At 73.0% G+C, this 22,108-nt stretch carries 19 protein-coding genes; 12 read left to right on the top strand and 7 right to left on the bottom strand.

Annotated features, from left to right (window positions below; genetic code table 11):
- The first annotated feature begins 24 nt into the window (after window positions 1-24).
- Window positions 25-945: a cytochrome b/b6 domain-containing protein gene (locus GD748_RS04065; protein ID WP_152193878.1), complete on the top strand. Its 921-nt coding sequence runs from the start codon at window positions 25-27 to the stop codon at window positions 943-945.
- Between the two features lie 201 nt (window positions 946-1,146).
- On the opposite strand, the gene GD748_RS04060 is transcribed toward GD748_RS04065, so the two are convergent.
- The 4 genes from GD748_RS04060 to GD748_RS04045 all read right to left on the bottom strand — a co-directional run bounded on the left by GD748_RS04060 (window position 1,147) and on the right by GD748_RS04045 (window position 4,580).
- A complete protein-coding gene (locus GD748_RS04060; protein ID WP_152193877.1) occupies window positions 1,147-1,830 on the bottom strand; it encodes a hypothetical protein in 684 nt (227 codons plus the stop codon).
- A gap of 113 nt (window positions 1,831-1,943) precedes the next feature.
- On the bottom strand, window positions 1,944-2,489 hold the full coding sequence (locus GD748_RS04055) for a TetR/AcrR family transcriptional regulator (protein WP_152193876.1): 546 nt from the start codon (window positions 2,487-2,489) through the stop codon (window positions 1,944-1,946).
- Window positions 2,490-2,547: 58 nt separating this feature from the next.
- Window positions 2,548-3,573, bottom strand: coding sequence for a formylglycine-generating enzyme family protein (locus tag GD748_RS04050; RefSeq protein ID WP_152193875.1), 1,026 nt, complete (start codon window positions 3,571-3,573; stop codon window positions 2,548-2,550).
- 221 nt (window positions 3,574-3,794) lie between these two features.
- Complete coding sequence (locus GD748_RS04045; protein WP_152193874.1) at window positions 3,795-4,580, bottom strand: DeoR/GlpR family DNA-binding transcription regulator; 786 nt, start codon at window positions 4,578-4,580, stop codon at window positions 3,795-3,797.
- Between the two features lie 109 nt (window positions 4,581-4,689).
- Here GD748_RS04045 and GD748_RS04040 point away from each other — a divergent pair, with 109 nt between their 5' ends.
- From GD748_RS04040 to GD748_RS04025, 4 genes are read left to right on the top strand one after another with little or no spacing between them, the layout of a single operon-like run.
- Complete coding sequence (locus tag GD748_RS04040; protein WP_152193873.1) at window positions 4,690-5,568, top strand: SIS domain-containing protein; 879 nt, start codon at window positions 4,690-4,692, stop codon at window positions 5,566-5,568.
- Window positions 5,565-6,452, top strand: a complete 888-nt coding sequence (locus GD748_RS04035) for an ROK family protein (RefSeq protein WP_152193872.1) — start codon at window positions 5,565-5,567, stop codon at window positions 6,450-6,452. The genes GD748_RS04040 and GD748_RS04035 overlap by 4 nt, the downstream gene beginning before the upstream one ends.
- Window positions 6,449-7,405 carry a 1-phosphofructokinase family hexose kinase gene (locus tag GD748_RS04030; protein WP_152193871.1) on the top strand — a complete coding sequence of 319 codons (957 nt, stop codon included), beginning with the start codon at window positions 6,449-6,451 and terminating at the stop codon, window positions 7,403-7,405. Before GD748_RS04035 ends, GD748_RS04030 begins: the two co-directional genes overlap by 4 nt.
- On the top strand, window positions 7,392-8,243 hold the full coding sequence (locus GD748_RS04025; protein WP_152193870.1) for a class II fructose-bisphosphate aldolase: 852 nt from the start codon (window positions 7,392-7,394) through the stop codon (window positions 8,241-8,243). The genes GD748_RS04030 and GD748_RS04025 overlap by 14 nt, the downstream gene beginning before the upstream one ends.
- Before the next feature lie 24 nt (window positions 8,244-8,267).
- On the opposite strand, the gene GD748_RS04020 is transcribed toward GD748_RS04025, so the two are convergent.
- From GD748_RS04020 to GD748_RS04010, 3 genes are all read right to left on the bottom strand, one after another.
- Window positions 8,268-9,695, bottom strand: coding sequence for a sulfatase family protein (locus GD748_RS04020; RefSeq protein ID WP_152193869.1), 1,428 nt, complete (start codon window positions 9,693-9,695; stop codon window positions 8,268-8,270).
- Window positions 9,696-9,797: 102 nt separating this feature from the next.
- Window positions 9,798-10,805, bottom strand: coding sequence for a Gfo/Idh/MocA family protein (locus tag GD748_RS04015; protein ID WP_152193868.1), 1,008 nt, complete (start codon window positions 10,803-10,805; stop codon window positions 9,798-9,800).
- Window positions 10,802-11,923, bottom strand: coding sequence for a GntR family transcriptional regulator (locus GD748_RS04010; RefSeq protein ID WP_152193867.1), 1,122 nt, complete (start codon window positions 11,921-11,923; stop codon window positions 10,802-10,804). The genes GD748_RS04015 and GD748_RS04010 overlap by 4 nt, the downstream gene beginning before the upstream one ends.
- A 198-nt stretch (window positions 11,924-12,121) precedes the next feature.
- Between GD748_RS04010 and GD748_RS04005 the strand changes: the two genes are divergently transcribed.
- The 7 genes from GD748_RS04005 to GD748_RS03975 all read left to right on the top strand — a co-directional run bounded on the left by GD748_RS04005 (window position 12,122) and on the right by GD748_RS03975 (window position 21,958).
- Complete coding sequence (locus GD748_RS04005; protein ID WP_226920733.1) at window positions 12,122-13,432, top strand: ABC transporter substrate-binding protein; 1,311 nt, start codon at window positions 12,122-12,124, stop codon at window positions 13,430-13,432.
- Window positions 13,432-14,373 carry a carbohydrate ABC transporter permease gene (locus tag GD748_RS04000; RefSeq protein ID WP_152193866.1) on the top strand — a complete coding sequence of 314 codons (942 nt, stop codon included), beginning with the start codon at window positions 13,432-13,434 and terminating at the stop codon, window positions 14,371-14,373. The genes GD748_RS04005 and GD748_RS04000 overlap by 1 nt, the downstream gene beginning before the upstream one ends.
- 12 nt (window positions 14,374-14,385) lie before the next feature.
- Window positions 14,386-15,315: a carbohydrate ABC transporter permease gene (locus GD748_RS03995; protein ID WP_226920729.1), complete on the top strand. Its 930-nt coding sequence runs from the start codon at window positions 14,386-14,388 to the stop codon at window positions 15,313-15,315.
- A 4-nt stretch (window positions 15,316-15,319) separates the two neighbouring features.
- Window positions 15,320-16,696, top strand: coding sequence for a sulfatase family protein (locus GD748_RS03990; RefSeq protein WP_152193865.1), 1,377 nt, complete (start codon window positions 15,320-15,322; stop codon window positions 16,694-16,696).
- On the top strand, window positions 16,693-18,036 hold the full coding sequence (locus GD748_RS03985; protein WP_152193864.1) for a sulfatase family protein: 1,344 nt from the start codon (window positions 16,693-16,695) through the stop codon (window positions 18,034-18,036). Before GD748_RS03990 ends, GD748_RS03985 begins: the two co-directional genes overlap by 4 nt.
- On the top strand, window positions 18,020-19,501 hold the full coding sequence (locus tag GD748_RS03980; protein WP_152193863.1) for a sulfatase-like hydrolase/transferase: 1,482 nt from the start codon (window positions 18,020-18,022) through the stop codon (window positions 19,499-19,501). The genes GD748_RS03985 and GD748_RS03980 overlap by 17 nt, the downstream gene beginning before the upstream one ends.
- Before the next feature lie 114 nt (window positions 19,502-19,615).
- A complete protein-coding gene (locus tag GD748_RS03975) occupies window positions 19,616-21,958 on the top strand; it encodes a polysaccharide lyase 8 family protein (protein WP_152193862.1) in 2,343 nt (780 codons plus the stop codon).
- Window positions 21,959-22,108: the final 150 nt, after the last annotated feature.

Below are 22,108 nucleotides of genomic sequence, written 5' to 3'. Positions count from 1 at the left end.
AGGATGCGACGAGGTGCGAGAGCGATGTCGAAGGTGCGTGCGGACAGCCGGGCGGTCCAGCTGGCGGTGCTCGTCCCCGCAGCGCTGGTCGCGCTCGCCGTGCTCGTGCTCGCCGCGCGCTGGCTCCTTGGCGTCCCCGCGGTCGAGGCGTTCGTCGATCGCTACCCGGGCGTCGCGACGGCACCGGAGACGACGCCCGTCGGCCTGCCCGCCTGGCTCGGGTGGCAGCACTTCCTCAACTTCTTCTTCCTCGTCCTGATCGTCCGCACCGGCTGGCAGATCAGGACGACGCGGCGCCCGGCCGCCTACTGGACGAGGGACAACCGGCGGTTCGTCCGCACGAGGGGCAAGCCGACGAAGATCAGCCTCGACGCGTGGCTGCACCTGTCGCTCGACGTCCTCTGGCTGCTCAACGGCCTCGTGTTCGCCGTCCTCGTCTTCGCCACCGGCCACTGGGTGCGGCTCGTCCCGACGAGCTGGGACGTCTTTCCCAACGCCGTGTCGGTAGCACTGCAGTACCTGTCGCTGGACTGGCCGACGGAGAACGGCTGGGTGCACTACAACGCGCTGCAGCTGCTGACGTACTTCGTGACGGTCTTCGTCGCGGCGCCGCTCGCCGCCGTCTCGGGGTTCCGCATGTCGGGGGCGTGGTCGAAGCGCTGGAAGCGGGCGAGCAGCGCCTTCCCGATGGAGGTCGCCCGCAAGATCCACTTCCCGGTGATGATCTACTTCGTCCTCTTCGTCGTCGTCCACGTCACCCTCGTCCTCGCCACCGGCGCGCTGCGCAACCTCAACCACATCTACGCCGCGCGCGACGACGGCAGCTGGGTCGGCTTCTGGATCTTCGCCGGGTCCCTCGTGGTCGTCGTCGCCGCGTGGGTGCTCGCCCGGCCGGCGTTCCTCCAGCCCGTCGCGTCGCTGACCGGCAAGGTCACCCGGCGCTGACCGGCGGGGTTCGAGCGGTATCCCGGGGGCTGGGTGGCTCGCGTCAGCCCGTGCGTCGGCAGACGGGACTGCAGCCACGCGCGAGATGCTGACCTCACAGGCCGACAGACCGAAGGGTTCGTACCGATAGTCGGTACGAACCCTTCGGCGAGAGCTGGGCGCCAGCCGCGGCCTCGGTTCTCTCCTCGTACGCCCGCCACGTCAGACTGCGACGGCGCGCGCCTCCACGTCGTCCGCGACGGCGCGCGCCTCGACGTCGTCCGCGACGTTGCGCAGGTGCCGCGCGGCGAGGTGGAACCAGATGGGCCAGGCCAGCCACACGATGCCGCCCGGGACCGCCGCGACGGTCAGTGCGGCCGTGCGGGCAGAGCCCTCCGGCAGCGTGAGGCCCACGCCGACGGCGACCAGGCTGCCGAGCACGAGGCCGCCGATGCGCCGGGCCCACCGCGCCGTGCGCTCGGGGAACCCGCGACGGCGCAGCAGCTGGTTGCCGGCGGTGAGCATCCAGCCGGCCTGCACGACGACGGCGCCGATCGAGACAGCCGTCGACGGGCCGAACGGCAGCACCTGCGCGACGAGCAGCACTCCCGACGTCGCTGCCACGACGGCCGAGCCGACGGTGACCGGATGCAGCACCTGACGGACCTTGGTGTCCGGCAGCTCCCGGCCGAGCTCGAGGAGCACCGGCACGGTGAGGAGCTGGTACGCGGCACCGAGGACGTCGTTGGTCGTGCCGAAGACGTACGGGCCGCCGCGGGGCACCTCGACCGCGAACATCACGACCAGGGCGGCTCCGGAGGCCACGCCGACGACCGTCGCCGTGTCACCGCACGACGCGGCCCGGCGACGGCGGAGCGCGACGGCGTGGACGAAGGTCTGCGCCATGCAGAGAGTGTGCCCCTGCGCCGCCCGGCCGTCCACGGTCCGGCAGACCGGGACGGACCACTATGTCGATAGTGGTGGCATCAAGGTCGACGTAGTGAGTCGTGTCCCACCGGTCACCGGAGCGCGCCTCTGACCACCAGATCGAGGACGGGGCGCGGGTCGGAGTAGTCGTGGCGCCCGATGCGGTGCAGGAGCAGGCCCTCGAGGCAGGCGGCGAGCGCAGCGGTCGCAGCTGCCGGATCGCGGGCGCCGAGGTTGGCGAGCGCCAGCACGAGGGTCGCCTCCAGGGTCGCCCGTCCGCGGGACAGCACCTCGCGCAGCTCGGCGTCGTGGCTGGCCTCCATGAACAGCACCAGACGGGCGGTCGTCTCCGTACGCCGGTCTCGGGAGATGAAGTCCAAGATGCCGGCGAGCCGCTCGACGAACTCGTCCGCCGTCGCCGGCGGGGAGAAGGTGGCACCGATCTGCGGCCGCTCACGTTCGAGGACACGGTCGACGACGCCCGCGACCAGGGCCTGCCGCGTGCGGAAGTAGTTGGAGGTCGATCCCTTCGGGAGTCCGGCCCGCTCGTCGACCCGGGCGTGGGTCAGGGCCCGGATCCCCTCGGTCCCGACCAGCTCGACCGCCGCGTCGAGGGCGCGGTCCCTGCGTTTCGTCACCTCGGCAGACTACTTCAGTAGTGCGAACGGAGGTACATATGCTGCGAGGGTCCGCCGGTCACGGCCGCAGTGCCGCCTCGGGGCGCGGAGCGGGGTCGAACGCGATCCGGAAACCCTGGTTCCCCGCGGCGCTGTCCGGTGCGTTCTTCGTCCGAGCGGCAACCCGGTAGCGGTTGCAGTACGAGGCGTGGCACAGGTAGGAACCGCCGCGCATCACCCGCTCGGACCCGCCTGCCGGGCCGACCGGGTCGAGCACCGGGCGGTCGTCGGCACCCGCCCAGCGGGTCGCCGTCCAGCCGTCGGCACACATCTCCCACACGTTGCCGGACATCTGGAAGAGGCCGAACCCGTTCGGTGCGAACGTCTCCACCGGGGCCGTCCCGAGGTGGCCGTCCTCGCCGGTGTTGCGCACTGGGAACCTGCCCTGCCAGATGTTGCAGCGGTGCTCGCCACCGGGCGTGAGCTCGTCGCCCCACGGGTAGCGCGCCTGCTCGAGCCCGCCGCGGGCCGCGTACTCCCACTCCGCCTCGGTCGGCAGGCGTCCGCCGCGCCACGCGGCATAGGCCTCGGCGTCGCGCCAGCTGACGTGGACGACGGGGTGGTCGCCCCGGCCCGCCACGCCCGACCCGGGGCCCTCGGGGGCGAACCACGTCGCGCCCGCGACCGCGCACCACCACGGAGCGTCCGGCACCCGCCGCGCGGTGGCCCGCGCCTCCCGGCTCAGGAAGCGAGCGAAGACGAAGCTCCAGCCGAAGTCCTCGGACTCGGTGCGGTAGCCCGTGGCCGCCACGAACTCACCGAAAGCATCGTTCGTCACCGCGTGCGCCTCGATGCCGAACGGGGAGACCTCGACCCGACGGGGCGGACCCTCGCCGTCCATGGGGTTGGCGTCCGGGTCGTCCCCGCCCATGAGGAACGCGCCGCCCGGCAGGTCGACGACGTGCCGGTGACCGTCCGAGGCCTCGGCTCGCCCGACCGGTCGGGAGGCGGGGGCCTGGATCGCCTGGATCGCCGGGATCGCCGGGATCGCCGGGGTAGCACCGAGGGCGATGTCGGAGCGGCCAGTACCCGCGCAGCAGCTCATCTCGTGACCTCCGGGGCGTGGGGCCGGAACCTCCGTCGAGGTCCCGGCTGCGACCGTCGTGGGATCTCGCACCGGGACCTCCTCACCTCTCGGCCCCGGAACGGGTGAGGCTGGGGACCACTGCGAGGCGGAGACTTCACTGTGCCATGACCGCGGGTGCTCGTACGAGTGGACCGCGGGTGCTCGTACGAGCGCGTGCCCGTCCGGGTGGACCCGCCCGCTCATACGAGGGTGACCTCGAGCCCGGCGGCTCGGAACGCCTCGACCTGGGCGCCCTCTGCCCCGGAGTCGGTGATGAGCGCGTCGACGTTCTCGAGCGGGCAGATCCGTGCGAAGGAGCTCTTGCCGAGCTTGCCGGAGTCGGCGACGATCACCGTCCGTCGGGCGGCGCGGACGAGCGCGGCGTTCACCGCCGCCTCGCTCTCGTCCGTGGCGGTGGCACCTCGGTCGAGGTCGAGGCCGTCGACCCCGAGGAACAGGGTGTCGACGGTGATCTGGTCGAGGATGAGGCCGGCCAGCGGGCCGGTGAGCTCGTAGCTCTGCGGGCGCGCCACGCCACCGGTGACGACCACGCGGACGTGCGGGCGAACGGTGAGCTCGCCGGCGATGTTGACCGCGTTGGTCACGACGGTGATGCCGTTGCCGCCGCGACCGGGCTGGAGGTCGGGTCGGGTGGCGATCTCGCGAGCCACCTCGGTCGTCGTCGTGCCGCCGTTGAGGGCGACCACCTCGCCGAGGCCCACGGTCGCGGCCGCGGCGCGAGCGATCCGCGCCTTCTCCGACGCCTTGCGCCCGCCCCGGTAGCGCAGCGGCAGGTCCGAGGAACCCGGGTGGGTGGCCGCCCCGCCGCGCGTGCGGGTGAGGAGCTGCTGGTCGGCCAGGGCGTCGAGGTCGCGGCGGGCGGTCGCCGCGGAGACACCGAGCTCGCTGACGATCTCGTCGACCCGGACCGCCTCGCGCTCGAGGAGGAGCGCGAGGATCGCGTTGAGCCGGTCGTGCCGGTCCATCCGTCCCCTCTCTTATGTCCCGACGATCACCTGCCGGACATCTCGTTGACTGAAGATGATCGATCTGTGATGATTCTAATCAGAAAAACGCACACACCATGGAGATGACGTGACTCAGAACACCACCCGTGAGATCGCCAGCCAGCCTGAGGTGTGGCGTCGCGCGCTGGACCTGGAGGTCGCCGGCCTCCCCGCTCCCGGTGAGCGTGTCGCCGTCGTCGGGTGCGGCACCTCGTGGTTCATGGCCCAGAGCTACGCGGTCCTGCGCGAGCGGGCCGGGCACGGCCTGACCGACGCGTTCACCGCGACGGAGTTCCCCGCCGGCCGCGACTACGACCGCATCGTCACGATCTCGCGGTCCGGGACGACGACCGAGATCATCGACCTCCTCGCCGCCACGACCACGCCCTCGCTGCTGATCACCGCCGTCGGCGGCGGCCCCGCCGCCGCGCACGCCGACGCGGAGATCGTCCTCGACTTCGCCGACGAGGAGTCGGTGGTCCAGACCCGGTTCGCCACCACCGCCCTGCTCGTGCTCCGCGCCAGCATCGAGGGTGACCTCGGCGCCGTCGTCGCCGACGCCGAGGCCGCGCTGACCGCGCCGGTGAAGGACTCGTGGGTGGCGGCCGACCAGATCACCTTCCTCGGTACCGGCTGGACCATCGGGCTCGCGCACGAGGCCGCGCTGAAGCTGCGCGAGTCCTCCCAGTCCTGGACCGAGTCCTACCCGGCGATGGAGTACCGGCACGGTCCCGTCGCGATCGCGCAGCCGGGCCGCGTGGTGTGGGTCTTCGGCGAGGTCCCCTCGGGGCTGGCGGACGACGTCGCCGCGACGGGCGCCGAGCTCGTGACCTCCGACCTCGACCCGATGGCGCACCTCGTCCTGCTGCACCGGCTCGCGGTGGCCCGGGCCGAGGCCCGCGGGCTCGACCCGGACCGGCCGCGCTCCCTGTCCCGCTCGGTCATCCTCTCCGCCACGGACGGATGACTTCCGCACCACGGGCGATCGGCGTCGACGTCGGTGGCACGGCGGTCAAGGCCGGGGTCGTCGACGCCGGCGGCACCCTGACCGAGCGCCGGGACCTGCCGACGCCGCGCGAGCCCGACGCCCTCGTGGCCGCCGTCGCCACCCTGGTGCGCGACCTGCGTCGCGCGGCCGGCGCGGACCTGCCCGTCGGCGTGGCCGTGCCGGGCATCGTCGACGACGACGCCGGGACCGTCGCGCTCTCGGCCAACCTGGGCTGGCGCGACGTCCCGGTGCGCGACCTGCTCGCCGCCGCCCTCGCGGAGCCGGTCGCGGTCGGCCACGACGTCCGCGCCGGGGCCCTGGCCGAGTCCCGCTGGGGCGCCGGGGCGGACGCCATGCTCTTCGTCCCCATCGGCACCGGCATCGCGGCGGCCCTCGTCCTGGACGGACGGCCCTGGGGCACCGGGTTCGCCGGGGAGATCGGCCACGTCCTCGTCACGGACCCGGACGGCGGGCCGGACCTCCCGCTCGAGCGCGTCGCGTCGGCCGCTGCGCTGGCACGGCGCTGTGCGGCCGGCGGCGAGGTGACCGACGGCGCCCGGGAGGTGTTCCGTCGTCTCGCCGACCGTGACCCGCGGGCCCGAACCGTGGTCGCCGACGCGCTGGACCGCCTCGCCGACGTCCTGGCGGGCGCCGTCTGTCTCCTCGGGCCCGTCCGGATCGTCATCGGCGGCGGGCTCGCCGGGGCCGGTGAGGACCTGCTCGGACCGCTGCGCGAGCGGCTCGCCGAGCGGCTGGTCCTGGGGAACGTCCCGGAGGTCGTGCCCGCCGCGCTGGGCCCGTGGGCCGGCTGCATGGGCGCGGCCGCACTCGCCCTGCCCCACCCCGACGGAGGTGTCCAGTGATCCGCACCGTCACTCCCAACCCGGCGGTCGACGTCACCTACACGCTGCCCAGCGTCCGCCTGGGCGAGGTCAACCGCGTCCGTGAGGTGGCCGAGGCGGCCGGCGGCAAGGGCGTCAACGTGGCCCGCGTGCTCGCCAAGCTCGGCCGGCCCGTCACCGTCACCGGCTTCCTCGGCGGCGCGACCGGCGAGCGCCTCTCCGCCCTGCTCGCCACCACCGACGGAGTCGCGCAGGAGTGGCTCGAGGTCGCGGCCGAGACCCGCCGGACCACGACCGTCGTCGACACCCACGGTGCGACGGTCCTCAACGAGCCCGGTCCCCGCCTCGCGGAGGACGCGTGGGTCGCCCTCGCCGACCACCTCGCCAGCCTGGTCCGGGCCGGGGACGTCGTCGTCGTCGCGGGCTCGACGCCGCCCGGCACCGGCGCGGACGAGCTTCCGCGGCTCCTGCGCCGGCTCCACGAGAGCGGAGCGCGCACGGTCGTCGACACGTCCGGGCCGGGCCTCCTCGCCGCCGCCGCCGCGGGGGCGCACCTGCTCAAGCCCAACCACCACGAGCTCCTGGAGGCCACCGGGGCGACCGACGTGCGCACCGGCGCCGAGCTCCTCCTGGGGCACGGGGCCGGCGGCGTCGCCGTCTCCAGCGGTGAGGAGGGGATGCTCCTGGTCCTGCCGGACCCGGCCGGGGCACGGGTGTGGCGCGCGCGGCCCGCCGAGGTCCTCTCCGGCAACCCGACCGGGGCCGGCGACGCCGCCGTCGCCGCACTCGCCGACGCCCTCGCGGCGGGCACGCCGGACGCCCCGCTCCGGCAGCAGCTGCCGGACCGGCTGCCCGACGTCGTCGCGCTCTCGGGGTCCGCCGTGCTCGCGCCGCTCGCCGGCGACGTCGACCTGCCCGCCTACCAGCGCATGCGCGCTGCCGTCACCGTGGAGGAGCTCCATGCCGCTCGCTGACCTGGCCCAGCTCGCCCGGGAGTGCCGCGCCGCCGGCACCGGGCTCGGTGCCTTCAACGTCGTCCACCTCGAGCACGCCGAGGTCTTCGCCGCCGCCGCCGAGCGTGCGGGCCGGCCGGTGGTCCTCCAGATCAGCCAGAACGCGGTCGCCTACCACGGCAGCCTCGCCCCGCTCGCCGCGGGCGTCCTCGCGGTCGCCCGGTCGGCCGCGGTGCCGGTCGTCGTCCATCTCGACCACGCCGAGGACGTCGGCCTCATCGACGAGGCCCTCGAGCTGGGCATCGCCTCGGTGATGTACGACGGCTCGCGGCTGCCCGACGACGCCAACCGGGCGACGACGGCCCAGGTCGTGGCGCGTGCGCACGCCGCGGGCGCGACCGTCGAGGCGGAGCTCGGCGAGGTCGGCGGGAAGAACGGCGTGCACGACCCGTCCGCACGCACCGACCCCGGCGACGCCGCCCGGTTCGTCGAGGAGACGGGCGTGGACCTCCTCGCTGTCGCCGTCGGCTCCTCGCACGCCATGACGACGCGGGACGCGAGCATCGACACCGAGCTCGTCGCGGCCCTCGCGGCGGCCCTTCCCGTGCCCCTCGTCCTCCACGGCTCCTCGGGGGTCAGCGACGCGGGCATGCGCGCCGCGATCACCGCGGGCATGACGAAGATCAACGTCTCGACGCACCTGAACAAGCTCGTCACCGGCGCGGTCCGCAAGCTCCTGAGCGACCGGCCCGACGTCGTGGACACCCGCGCGTGGTTCCGGGCCGGCAACGAGGCCGTCGGCCCCGAGGTCGAGCGGCTGCTGCGCTGGTACGCCGGCGAGGTGAACGCCACCGCGTGAGCGCCGGCGGCGGTCGAGGCCCGTTCAGTAGCGGGGCACGGCCCGGAACTGCGCCGCCTCGCGGAACGCGCCCGTGCCCTCGCTCAGCGGTGCCACCTGCCCTGCGCCGGTGACCGGCAGCACGCGCCCGTCGGCGTCGCGGCTCGTGTGCCGCCGGAACCAGGCGTCCAGCTCGGCGGCGAGCTCGGCACGCAGCCCCGCATGGTCCGGGTCGTCGACCAGGTTGGTGCGCTCGGCGGGGTCGGCCACGAGGTCGTACAGCTCGTGCGGCCCGAGCGGGTAGCGGTGGACGTACTTGTGGCTGCGGGTGCGCAGCATCCGGACCGGTCCGTACTCGTCGAACACGACGACGCGGTCGTGGCCCTCGTCGGCGTCGCCGCGGAGCAGGCCCGCGAAGGAGCGCCCCGGGCCGGAGCCGGGCCCGGCGCCGAGCCCGCACAGCTCGCGCAGGGTCGGCGCGAGGTCGTAGGCGGAGAGCAGGGAGTCGCTCACCTGTCCCGCCGGCACCCGCCCGGGCAGGCGCGCGACGAACGGGACGAGCACCGACTCGTCATACATGTTCTGCGGGAAGGTGGCGTTGCCCTTCCCCCAGATCCCGTGCTGGCCGCAGCTGAAGCCGTTGTCGCTCGTGAAGATCACCAGCGTGCTCTCCTCGAGCTCCTGGGCCGCCACCTCGGCGAGGAGGCCGCCCACGCCGGCGTCCATGGCGCTGACCGCCGCGAAGTAGCCCTCCAGCGCGGCCCGGGTGTCTGCCTCGCCCCCGATCGGGTGACCGTCGACGAGCGGCACCCACGGGTGCGTCGGTTCCTGCGGCACCGAGTCGAACGCGCAGTCCGCGTACAGGTCGGTGTACTCGGCCGGGTGGTGCCCCTTCCACGGGCTGTGCGGGGCCGTGTAGTGCAGCGAGAGGTAGAAGGGCTCGGGCCGGTCCGCCTCCGCCGCGACGAACTGCCGCGCCGCGTCCGTCAGCACGTCCGTGACGTAGCCGGGCGCGTCCACGGGCCCGTGCTCGTCGTGCAGGGGTGCGCCGTGGTAGGGCCCGCCACCGCCTGCGTGGGCGAGCCACCGGACGAAGCCCGGCCGCGGCCGGTCGTTCGCGCCGAGGTGCCACTTGCCGACCAGGCCGAGACGGTACCCGGCGTCGGCGAGGTCGTCCGTGTAGCTGCGGCGGCCGGCGAGGAAGTCGGTGCCGTCGGGGCCGACGTGGCGGGCGTCGAGGTAGTCGTGGACGCCGTGGACGGACGGCATCTCGCCGGTGAGCAGGCTCGCCCGGGCGGGCGAGCACACCGGCGACGTGCAGAAGAACCGGCTCAGCCGGGTGCCCTCGGCGGCGAGGCCGTCGATGTGGGGCGTCCTGATCTCCGGGTTGCCGGCGCAGCCGAGCGCCCAGGGCCCCAGGTCGTCCGCGAGGACGAGGACGACGTTGGGTCGCTCGGGGTCACGGCTCGCCATCGCGGCGCCCTCCGGACGGGGCGAGCACCACACCCAAGGCGGGCCGCGCGCCCGCCGCTCCGGCGTCCCGGGCGGCGTCCTCCGAGGGCGTGCCGACTTGGCTCATGCAGCCGGGACCGGGTCCATCTCGGGCGACTCGACGCGCACCTGGTGGCCGGCGGACGCACTGCGGTAGATCGCGCGGACCGTCGCCACGACGGACCTGCCGAGCTCGAGGCTCACCGGGAAGGTGGCGCCGTCGTCGACGTGGCGGACGAACGCCTCGAGCTGGTGGCGGAACGCCACGGGGATGTCGTCGCTCGACGGCTCGTGCAGGACGCGCACGTCGCCGTCCCGGCGCAGCACCGTCCCGACCCGCGGGTCGGCGACCACCGTGCCGTGCTCGCCGACGACCACGATCTCGTCGAGGTGCCGCGGCGTCGTCGAGGTGATGGTCAGGGACGCGACCACCCCGTTAGCCATCGTCAGCGTGGCGACGGCGTCCGTCTCCACGCCGACGCCGAAGCGCGACCAGGTGTGCGCCCGGACCTCGTCCGGGAGCGAGCCGGCCAGCCAGCTCATCCGGTCGATGCAGTGCCCGCCGATGTTCATCACGGCCCCGCCCCCGGCGACCGCGGGGTCGAAGAACCATCCCGGCCGGCTGCCGGCCCGGTAGTCGGTGCTGCGGTAGTCGTGGACGAGGAGGACGTCGCCGATCTCCCCCGCGGCGATCGCGGCGGCGGCAGCCACCTTGTCGGGAAGAAAGTGCTGGATGTGGCCGACCGCGAGCCGGACGCCCGCCTCGGAGCACGCCGTCACCATGGCGTCGCAGTCCTGCTCCGTCGTCGCCATCGGCTTCTCGACGAGCACGTGCACGCCCGCGGCGGCGGCGTCGAGAACCATCTGGGTGTGCAGGGCGTGCGGGGTGCTGACGACGACGGCGTCCACGCCGGCGACGGCGAGCAGCTCCCGGTAGTCGGTGTGCACGCCCGCGCCGAGCGGCCCGGCGAGCTCGGCGGCCTCCGCGCGCTCGCGGGCGCACACCGCCACGACCGAGACCCCCTCGACCTCCTGGGCCGCGCGCGCGTGCAGCACGCCGACGGCGCCTGCCCCGATCAGTCCGAGTCTCATCGTGCTCCTCGCAGGCGGGCGCCGCACGAGTCGCGGATGACGACCCGGGGACGCAGGTTGATCTGGTGCACCGGGGCGGCGTCGCCGTCGCTGAGCCGGGTCAGCAGGACCTGGGCCCCGAGGCGACCCAGCGTGTGCTTGGGCGGTGACACCGCCGTGAGCGGGATCTCCGCGACGTCGGCGCTCTCGTCGTCGTAGGCGACGAGCGCCAGGTCCTCCGGGACCCGCACTCCCGCCCGGCGTGCGGCGCCCTCGAGCAGGGCGGCCTCCCGGTCGCCGAAGACGACCGCGGCGGTCGCGCGGCTGCGGAGCAGCTCGGCGAGGGCCTCGTCGGCCCGACCGGGCGACCAGTCGTCGCTGGCTGCCAGCACGGGGTCGATCCGGGCGAGGTCGAGGTCCGTCACGGCCGCGTTGTAGCCACGCACCACCCAGTTGCCGGTCGGGTTGGGGTGACGGCAGATGAGGGCGACCCGCTCGTGCCCGAGCGTGGCCAGGTGGGAGACGGCGTCGAAGGCACCGGCCTCGTGATCGGTGCGCACGTACTCGGCCCGGTCCGCCGGGCCGGCGTCGAACAGCCGCCGCTCGAGCAGGACGACGGGCACGGGCAGCCGGAGGAGCTCCTCGAGGCGTGCCGCCGGGTCGGCGGGGGTCGTGAGGTCGGGTGCGAGGAGCAGGCCGTCGACGCCCCCGTCGACGAGCGAGGCGATGTCACGGTCCTCCTCGCTCGAGTCGTAGTGGTAGCACGCCAGCATCATCCGCGCCGAGGCGCCGGACAGCGTGGTCTCGATGCCGGCGAGGACCTGCGGGTAGTACTGGGTCGTGCTCGGGACGAGGACGCCGACGGACAGGGTGTCGCGCGAGCGCGGCGGGGTCTTGGCCACGAAGGTGCCGGAGCCCTGCCGGCGCACCACCAGGCGTTGCTCGACGAGCTCGTCGAGCGCGCGCCGGACCGTGGTCATGGACAGGTCGTGGTCGACCGAGAGCTGCTTCTCCGTGGGCAGCTTCGCCCCCGGCTCCCAGACACCCCTGACGATCCGTGCGCGCAGGTCGTTGGCGAGGGCACGGAACTTCAGCTCCCGCCCGTCCTCCGGCCTGGCATCAGCTTCGATGCTTGTCATGCAGGTTCCTTTCGTCGGGGACAACGTAGCAGCCGACGAACCCATTTGGGAATGACTTAGGTAGTACTGATCGCCAATCGGGGGGTGCATTGCACCAAAGTCATCTCGAAGTACACCTTGACGGAGGGGGTGACTTGGGTCATGCTGACGGTGCACAGGGCCCCGGACGACCGGGGCTGTCCACCACGGAAGGTTGCAATGATGCATATCCGACCCGGGCGGCGAGCTGCCGCCCTCGCCGCGATCGGCGCCGCTTCCCTCGTCCTTGCCGCCTGCTCCGACAGTGGTGCGGACTCCGGCAGCGGTGAGGAGTCGACGGAGTTCACCTACTGGTCCATGTGGAAGGAGGGTGAACCCATGCAGGTGGTCATGGCCCAGGCGATCGAGGACTTCGAGGCCGAGACCGGCATCACCGTCGACGCGCAGTGGCAGGGGCGCGACAACGTCCAGCGCACCGTGCCGACCCTCAGCACCCGCACCGGCCCGGACCTGGTCGACGGCTCCTACGTCAAGCTCTTCCCCGCCATCGTCGCCTCCGGGCAGGCCCTCGGCCTCGACGAGGCCTGGACGGCGGAGTCCGAGGGCGGGACCCTCGAGGAGGTCGTCCCGGCGCGGTACCTCGAGACCATCGACATCGAGCTCGAGGACGGCCAGCCCTGGATGGTCCCCTACACGATCACCTCCGACGCGGTCTGGTTCGACGCCGCCAGCCACCCGGACCTCGTCGAGAGCCCCCCGCAGACGTGGGACGACTTCATCGGGCTGCTCGACAGCCTCGAGGCCGACGGGCAGACCCCGATCGCGCTCGACGGCGACATCCCCGGGTACAACGCCTACTGGTTCACCACGCTCCTGCTGCGCAACTCCGGGCCGGGCTCGCTCCACGCCATCGCGGCGGACGAGACGGGCGAGAGCTGGAAGGACCCGGCCGTCCTCGACGCCGCCGAGAAGGTCCAGCAGCTCGTCGACGGCGGATACTTCGTCGACGGCTACGACGCCAGCAAGTTCCCCACGCACCAGCAGGAGTGGGCCGCCGGGGACGCCGCGCTGCTCTTCATGGGCACGTGGGCCCCGATGGAGACCCAGACCTACGCGAGCGAGGGCTTCGACTTCGCGTCGATGCCGTTCCCGCTGACGTCCGGGGACCACAACAGCGCCCGCGCCGACTTCAACGGCTTCGTCGTGCCGCGCAACGCGGACAACGCCGACGCCGCCCAGAAGTTCGCCGCCTTCTACCTCCAGGAGAAGTACCAGGCCCTGGCCGCCGAGGGCGGCCAGCTGCCCGTCCGCGAGGACGTCGAGCCGCCGGCCGAGCAGGCGGGCGTGTGGGCCCACCTGCAGGAGGCCGACTCCTTCCACCAGCAGAACGACGGCGTCGCCTTCCCCGGCTACAACGACAAGGTCTTCTGGGCCATCAACGACGAGCTCGTGCTCGGCAAGATCGACGCGCAGGAGTTCGTTGACAAGATGGCAGCGGCGACCGCCGAGTACTGGGCAGAGCAGGGCTGATGTCCGCGCTCCTCAGCTCGCCGGCCACGAAGGCGCCGGGACAGGCGGGCTCGCCGCTGGCACGTCAGCGTCGCCGCCTGTTCTGGCCCTTCGTCGGCCCCGCGCTCGTCCTGTACACCGCTCTCTTCGTCGTGCCGGTCGGCGCGACGATCTGGATCAGCCTCAACAAGTGGCCCGGCGCGGGGCCGATGGAGTTCCGCGGGCTGGGCAACTACACCCGGCTGCTCACCGACGACCTGTTCCTGACGTCGTTCGGCAACACCCTGCTCCTGCTCTTCGTCGTCGGCGGCGCCATCTTCGTCCTCGCCTTCGCGATGAGCCTCTTCCTGCGGGACATGGCCGGCAAGTCGTTCGCGCGCTCGGTCATCTTCATCCCGCACCTCATCAACGCCCTGGTCTTCGGGGTGCTCGCGGGCTTCATCTTCAACCCCGACGGGCTCCTGAACTCCCTCCTCGGCTTCATCGGGGTCGAGGCGCCCCTGGCCTGGCTCGCGCGGGAGAACCTCTTCCCGCTGATCATGATCACGATGCTGTGGATGACGGTCGGCTACTACACGACGATCCTCATGTCCGGCGTCGACCGCATCCCGCCGTACTTCTTCGAGGACGCCGCGCTGGCCGGCGCCAACGCCTTCCAGCGGCTGCGCCACGTCATCCTGCCGCTCACCTGGGACGTCTTCGCGGTCTGCGCCGTGCTGTGGACGATCTCGGCGGTGAAGATCTTCGAGATCGTCTGGATCTTCGGCGGCGGGACGACCGTCGGCTCCCCGCCGCACGAGACCTGGACCGCCGCCGTCTACACCTACGCGACCGCGTTCGGGGGCGAGTCGATCCCCTCGTTCGGGGCCGCCGCGGCAGCAGCCGTCCTCTCCCTCCTGCTCGTCAGCGTCCTCGTCGTCCTCCTCCGCCGCGTGACGCGCCGCGAGGCCATCGAGTTCTGATCGGACCGCCCAGTGACCACATCCACCGCCATGCCCGAGACCACCCCGGCGCCCCTCCCACCTGCTGCGCCACGGCCACGCAACCGCCGCCGGAACACCCGCCCGAAGCTCTCGGGGGACGGCCCCGTCCGCCGCATCGGGATCACCCTGATCTGGGGGCTCGTCGGCTTCAACGTGCTGCTCCTGCTCTGGGTCGTCCTGCAGTCTCTGCGGGGGACCCGGGAGATCTTCGACAACCCGTGGGGGCTGCCGACCAGCCTGAGGTTCGAGAACTTCGTCGACGCCTGGACGGCGAGCAACTTCGGCACCGCCGCGCTGAACAGCCTCAACGTCACGATCGTCTCCTCGGTGCTCACCGTGGCGATCGCCGCGCCGGCGGCGTACTACCTCAGCCGGCAGGAGAGCCGCCTGACCAACGTCCTGACGATGTACTTCATCCTCGGCCTCGGCGTGCCCGTGCAGGTCATCCTCCTGCCCCTGTTCGTGATGATGAGCCGGCTCTACCTCACGGACAGCCTGATCGGGCTCAACCTGGTCTACATCGGGACCTCGATGCCGTTCACCGTCTTCCTGCTCACGGCCTTCTTCCGCTCGCTGCCGAGCGAGCTCGAGGAGGCGGCGGCCCTGGACGGCACCAGCCCGTTCCAGACGTTCTGGCGGATCATGCTCCCGCTCGCCAAGGGCGGCCTGCTCACCGCGTTCGTCCTGCAGGTCATCTCGCACTGGAACGAGACGCTGCTCGCGCTGACGCTGCTGCAGTCCACGGACAAGTTCACCCTGCCGGTCGCGCTGATCTCGTTCGTCCAGCAGCAGACGTACAGCGGCGCCGACTGGGGTGGGCTCTTCGCGGGGCTCTGCATCGTCATCCTCCCGATGGTCGTCGTGTTCGTGTGGCTCGGGCGCAGGCTCACGGAGGGCCTGACCCTGGGCATGGGGAAGTAGGGGCGTGGCGGGCACGAACCTGCTCTTCGTCCTCGCCGACCAGTGGCGCGCCGGTGCGCTCGGCGTCGCCGGCGCGGACCCCGTCCACACCCCCGTCCTCGACCGTCTCGCGGCCGAGGGGGCGTGGTTCACCCGCGCGGTGAGCAACTACCCCGTGTGCAGCCCGTACCGGGCCATGCTCATGACCGGGCAGTACCCGCACCGCAACGGGGTCACCTCGAACCTCAGCTCCGGCGCGGCAGGCCTGACGGCCCCCCTTCCTACGGATGCGGTCTGCCTCTCCGACGTGCTGGACGCCGCCGGCTACGACACCGCCTACGTCGGGAAGTGGCACCTGGACCTGCCCGCCCCGGCGGACGAGCACCACGGCGAGGGCCGGCGCGACGACGGGCGGGTGTGGGACGCCTACACCCCGCCCGGCCCACGGCGCCACGGCTTTCGCCGGTGGTACTCCCACGGGTGCAGCGACAACCACCTCACGCCCCACTACTGGGTCGACGAGGCGCCGCGCGAGGCTCCGCACCGGATCCACCAGTGGTCCGCCGAGCACGAGACGGACGTGGCCTGCGAGCTGCTGCGCGAGCTGGGCGGGCGCGCCGCCGCCGGAGGCGACCCGTTCGCCGTCGTCATGTCCTACAACCCGCCGCACCCGCCGTTCGACGAGGTCCCCGACCGCTACGTCGCGCGCTACCGCGACGTCCCGGAGCTGCTCACGCGGCCGAACGTCGACACCACCACCACCGAGGGTCGCCAGGCCGCCGCCGTGGCGGCTGACTACTTCGCCGCCGTCACCGGCGTCGACGAGCAGATCGGGCGGCTGCTGAGGACCCTGGAGGAGACCGGGGCCGCCGGCGACACGCTCGTCGTCTTCACGTCCGACCACGGGATGCAGCTCGGCAGCCACGGCCTCCTCGCCAAGAACGTCTGGTACGACGAGTCCCTCCTGGTCCCGCTCGTCCTCCGCCTGCCCGGGCGCATCGAGCCCGGTCGGCGCGACGCGCTCGTCAGCACCCCGGACCTGCCGGTCACCGTGCTGTCCCTCCTCGGGCTGGGCGACCGGGTGCCCGCCGCCATGCAGGGCCGCGACCTCGCGGACGCGGCACGCAGCGCCACGGCGCCGGGTCCCGGCGCCGCCCTGTACCTGCGGATGCCGAGCACCGCCGGACCGGAGGACATCCGAGGCCTGCGGACGCCCGAGCGCCTCCTCGTGGCCGCCCGGGACGGTACTGACCTCCGACCCGTCCACCTGTACGACCTCGAGGCGGACCCGTACCAGCGCACCGACGTGCTGGCCGGGCGCCCCGACGAGGCCCGCGAGCTCCTGGCCGAGCTGCGCGCCGAGCTCGAGCGCGTGCAAGACCCCTGGGCGGTGCCGGCATGAGACCGAACATCCTGCTCGTCACGACCGACCAGCACTCCGGCCACATGCTCTCCTGCGCCGGTGCGACCCACGTCGCGACCCCGAACCTGGACCGGCTCGCCGCCGAGGGGGCCCGGTTCGACCGCGCCTACGTGACCTTCCCGCTGTGCGTGCCCTCCCGGATCTCGATGGCCACCGGCATGCACCCGCACGAGCTCGGCGTGCACTCCAACTCCCCGGCGCGCGAGCCCGAGCGCGTCCGCGGGCCGCAGTCCCTGGCCCACCTGCTCGGCGCCGCCGGATACCGGACCGGGCATGCCGGCAAGTGGCACGCCACCCGGCCGGACGCGGACACGGGCGACGGGTTCGAGTGGCTGCGCGAGTTCGGCGACGCCGGGCTCGTGGAGGCCGCCGGGGAGTTCCTGGCCGACCAGGTCGGTGCCGAGCGCCCGTTCTTCCTGGTCGTCTCCTTCGACGACCCGCACACCATCTGCGAGGTCGCCCGGAACCAGCCCTCGTACTACGGCCCGGTGCCGTCCGCCGACCTGGCGGACGCGCCGAACCTGCCGGCGAGCTTCGGCAGGCAACCCTTCGAGCCGGAGGCCCTGCGGACCGAGCAGGCGGCCGCGCCGTTCGTGTACGGCACGGCCGCGTACACCCCGGAGGACTGGCGCCGCTACCGCCACCACTACGCCCGGCTCGTCGAGCGGGCCGACGACCGCGTCGGACGGCTCCTGGCCGAGCTGGACCGGACCGGCCTGGCCGAGAGCACCGTCGTGGTCTTCACCAGCGACCACGGCGACGGCGACGCGGCCCACGCGTGGAACCAGAAGACCGCCCTGTACGAGGAGGTCGTGCGGGTCCCGCTCCTGGTGCGCTGGCCCGGCCAGGTGCCGGCCGGGACCGTCGCACCGACGCCGGTGAGCGTCGGTCTCGACCTCCTGCCCACCCTCTGCGACGCCGCCGGCGTGGGTCCGCCGTCGGGGCTGGCCGGCTCCTCCCTGCTCGGCACGCTCGCCGACGGCGCCCGGGCCGGCGGGGACCACGTCGTCGTCGAGACGACGTTCGTCGGCAGCGACCGGCCGAGCACCCACGGCCGGGCTCTCGTCGGCAGCCGGTACAAGTACGTCGTCTACGGCTGGGGCCGGTACCGGGAGCAGCTGTTCGACCTGGTCGAGGACCCGGGGGAGATGGTCAACCTCGCCGTGGAGTCACGGCACGCGGGCCTTCTCGAGGACTGCCGGCGCCGACTGCTCGACTGGTGCCTGGCCACCGGCGACCGGCTCATGCTCAAGCGGCTCGTCCTGCCCGCCGACGTCTCGCCGGACGTCGTGGAGGAGATCTATGCCGTCCCCTACTGACAACGCCGGACGCCGCAACGTCCTGCTCCTGATGACCGACCAGCACCGGGTCGACACCCTCGGCTGCTACGGCGGCCGGCCCACCCGCACCCCGGTGCTCGACGGGCTCGCCGCCCGCGGCACCGTCTTCGACGCCGCCTACACCCCCAGCGCCATCTGCACACCTGCCCGGGCCAGCCTCCTCACCGGCCGCTACCCGTTCGAGCACGGCATGATCGGCAACTTCGAGTGGAGCGCGGGCCTGCGGGAGGAGCTCGAGCCGGGCACCCGCACCCTGGCGGACGACCTGGCCGCGCAGGGCTACACCGCCGGGCACGTCGGCAAGTGGCACGTCGGCCGCCGGCTGGGACCCGACCACTACGGATTCGACGGCGAGCACATCCCGGGCGCCCTCAACGACTACACCTACCCCGGCTACCTGGCCTGGCTCGACGAGCACGGCCACCCGCCGGTCGACGTGCACGACCAGATCCGCACCACGCTGCCCGACGGCAGCCGGGGGCACCTCCTCGCCGGCCGCCTCGCGCAGCCCACCGAGGCCACCTTCGAGGCCTACCTCGCCGACCTCGCGATCGAGAAGATCCGCAGCTACGCCGACGCCGGGCCCTTCTTCCTCACCTGCAACTTCTTCGGGCCGCACCTGCCGTACCTCCTCCCGTCGGAGTGGTTCGACCTGTTCGACCCGGCCGACGTGCCGCTGCCGGCGTCGATGGCCGAGACCTTCGTCGGCAAGCCGGACGTCCAGCGCACCTACTCCCGTTACTGGGGCGCCGATCGTCTCGACGAGCAGACCTGGCGGGTCCTGCACGCCGCCTACCGCGGCTACGTCGCGATGATCGACCACCAGATCGGCCGCGTCCTCACCGCACTCGAGGAGTGCGGGCTCACCGACTCGACGGTCCTCGCCTTCACGGCCGACCACGGGGAGTTCACCGGCGCGCACCGGCTCAACGACAAGGGCCCGGCGATGTACGAGGACATCTACCGCATCCCCCTGGTCCTCGCCGCACCCGGGCAGCAGCCGACCCGCTCGGACGAGCTCGTGACGCTCATCGACCTGCACGCCACGGTCCTCGACGTCGCCGGCTCGCCGCGCTCGCACAGCCGCGGGCGGAGCCTGCTGCGGCCGGCGGAGCACGCCGGGTCCGACGTCGTCGTCGCCGAGTTCCACGGCCACCACTTCCAGTACTCCCAGCGGATGGTGCGCGACCGCCGGTACAAGCTCGTCGTCAACCCCGGCGGCACCGACGAGCTCTACGACCTGCACGAGGACCCGCACGAGCTGCGCAACGTCATCGCGGCGCCGGTCTACGGCGCCGTGCACACGGCGCTGCGCCGCCGCCTCTACCGCGAGCTCGTCGACCGGGGCGACCGGTTCGCCCAGTGGCTCGCGATGAGCGGAGACATCCCCGAGGACGACCGCGTGCGGCCGGAGACCGCCGTCGAGAACTCCGTGGGCCTGTAGGGGCACCACGGCCGCCGGACGAGACCTGATCGACCGGCGCAGCACCGTCAGTGGCTGCGCGCACCCCGTCCGGCACCCGCAAGCGCAACACCCATCCAACGAAGGAGAAGTGCGATGCAGCTGTCCCGACGTCAGATGTTCCAGGGCATGGGCGCCGTCGGAATCGCCGCGCTCGTCGGCGACGCGATGACCGGGGTCGCCCACGCGGCTCCCCAGCTCGGTGACCAGGAGCTTCAGACCCTGCGCCTGCGCTGGGTCGACCAGCTCACCGGCCGAGACCTCCTCGTGCCGGGCGACCCCGACTTCGCGGCGCGGATCGCGTCCGCCGACGACCAGGTCGCGGGCCATCGCGCCCAGCTCGCCGCCGTCGGCAGCGACCTGACGTTCGTCGACCTGCCCTTCACGGCCGAGAACAACATTCGCACGACCTACCTGCGGATCGCGGCGATGGCGACGCAGTGGGCGACACCCGGGTCCGCCTTCTACGGCTCCGAGGCCCTCCTCGACGAGTGCCTCGTGGCCCTGCGGGAGACCAACCGGCTCGTCTACAACCCCGGCCAGCCGGAGTTCGGCAACTGGTGGGCGTGGGAGATCGGCGCGACCCGTTCCCTGGCGGACACGATGGCGCTGCTCCGCGACCACATCGACCAGGCCGACCTCGACTCGTACTGCGCCGCCATCGACTTCTACGTGCCCGACCCCTGGTACCAGTTCCCGGACAGCCGCGGCAAGCAGCTCTCCGAGGGCGCCAACCGGGTCGACCTGTGCCAGGCCGTCATCGTGCGCTCGATCGTCGGGGGCGACACCGAGCGTCTGGCGCACGCCGTCGCCGGCCTCAGCGCGACGTGGCAGTACGTGAGCAGCGGGAACGGCTTCTACCGCGACGGCTCGTTCGTCCAGCACTCGACCATCGGGTACACCGGTACCTACGGTCTTGTCCTCCTGCGCGGGCTGGCGCGGCTCTTCGCGCTGCTGGCCGCCACGTCGCACGACGTCGACGACCCGTCGCGGGTCATCCTCACCGACTCCGTCGAGGAGTCGTTCGCCCCGCTGGTCTACCAGGGGCAGATGATGGACGCGGTCCGTGGCCGTGCCGTCTCCCGGGAGAAGGAGCGCAGCTACGACAACGGCTTCATGGCGGTCGAGGCGATCCTCATGCTCGCCCGCGCCGTGGACGCGCAGACCGCCGAGCGGTGGCGGGGGCGGTGCCGGCACTGGCTCGAGTCCAACGACTACACCTCGATCCTCGACGGCGCCTCCGTCGGGCGGCTGGCGCTGGCCAAGGAGCTCCTGGCCTCGTCGGTGGCGCCGGTCGACGACGACCCGACGCCCTGGTTCTTCCCGGCGATGGACCGGATGGTCTACCGCGGTGAGGGCTGGGGCATGGCCCTGGCCATGTGCAGCAACCGGATCGCCTGGTACGAGTGCGGCAACGGCGAGAACGAGAAGGGGTACCAGACCAGCCAGGGGATGACCTACCTCTACCTCGCCGACGACGACCGCCACTTCGACGACGAGTTCTGGTCGACGAGCGACCTCGCCGCACCGCCCGGGACGACCGTCGACACCACTGCGCTGCCGGACGGGGTCGAGGGGCAGTGGGGGGAGGCGACGCCGCCCAACGAGTGGACCGGAGGGGCGGTCCTGGACGGCTCCGCCCTGGCCGGGCAGCACCTGATCGGCCCGGGCGGCACCGGCCTGCAGGCCCGCAAGACCTGGTGGTTCGTCGAGGACATGGTCGTGGCCCTCGGCTCCGACATCACCACCGGCTCCGGCGCCGAGGTCAAGACGGTGCTCGAGCACCGCAACCTCGGGACCGCACCGCGCCGGCTGCTCGTCGACGGCGGCGAGGTCACCGGTCCGACGACCCTGACGGACGCCCGCTGGGCGCACGTCGAGGGCGTCGGGGGCTACGTCCTGCTCGACGTGCCCGCGCTGCGCGCGAGCGTCCGGACGCTCCAGGGGTCGTGGAGCCGCAACAACAAGGGCGGCAGCACGGGTGTCCACGAGCGGGTGTACGCCACGCTCGAGGCGGTGCACGAGGGGACCGATACCTACGCGTACGTCGTCCTCCCGACGGCGGACGCCGCGACCACGCGGGCACGGTCCGGCCGACCCCCCGTGGAGGTGCTGCGCAACGACGCCGCCGCCCAGGCCGTGCGCCTGGGCCGCCGCACCGCGGTGAACTTCTGGCAGGCGGGCACCGTCGGCGACTACACGGTCTCCGCGCCGGCGAGCGTGATCGTGCACCGGACGGCGGGCACGATCGCCGCGGCGATCAGCGACCCGACGCACCAGGCGCACTCACTTGAGCTCGTCGTAAAGGGCGTGTCGTTCGCGAAGGTCCACGGCGAGGGGGTCCAGCTGGTCGAGGAGGAGGGGGGCGTGCGTGTCGTCGTCGACGTCGCCGGACGCGACGGCGTGCCGGTGGAGCTGCGCCTGACCACGCCCCGATAGGGCGGCCGGCCGAGCTGACCTGCCCAGGTAGGTAGTGCTGGCCCGTCGTCCGGTGAGTCCGTCGCCGGGCGGCGGGCACTGACGCGCTCCGGGCCACGGAGCGACCGCGGATGTCGGTGGAGCGACATAGTCTTGGCCCAGAAGCCAACG

The organism is Georgenia subflava, assembly GCF_009193155.1.
Taxonomy (GTDB): domain Bacteria; phylum Actinomycetota; class Actinomycetes; order Actinomycetales; family Actinomycetaceae; genus Georgenia; species Georgenia subflava.
The sequence above is the reverse complement of the archived record's forward strand: the minus strand, read 5'-3'. Positions and strand labels throughout refer to the sequence as shown.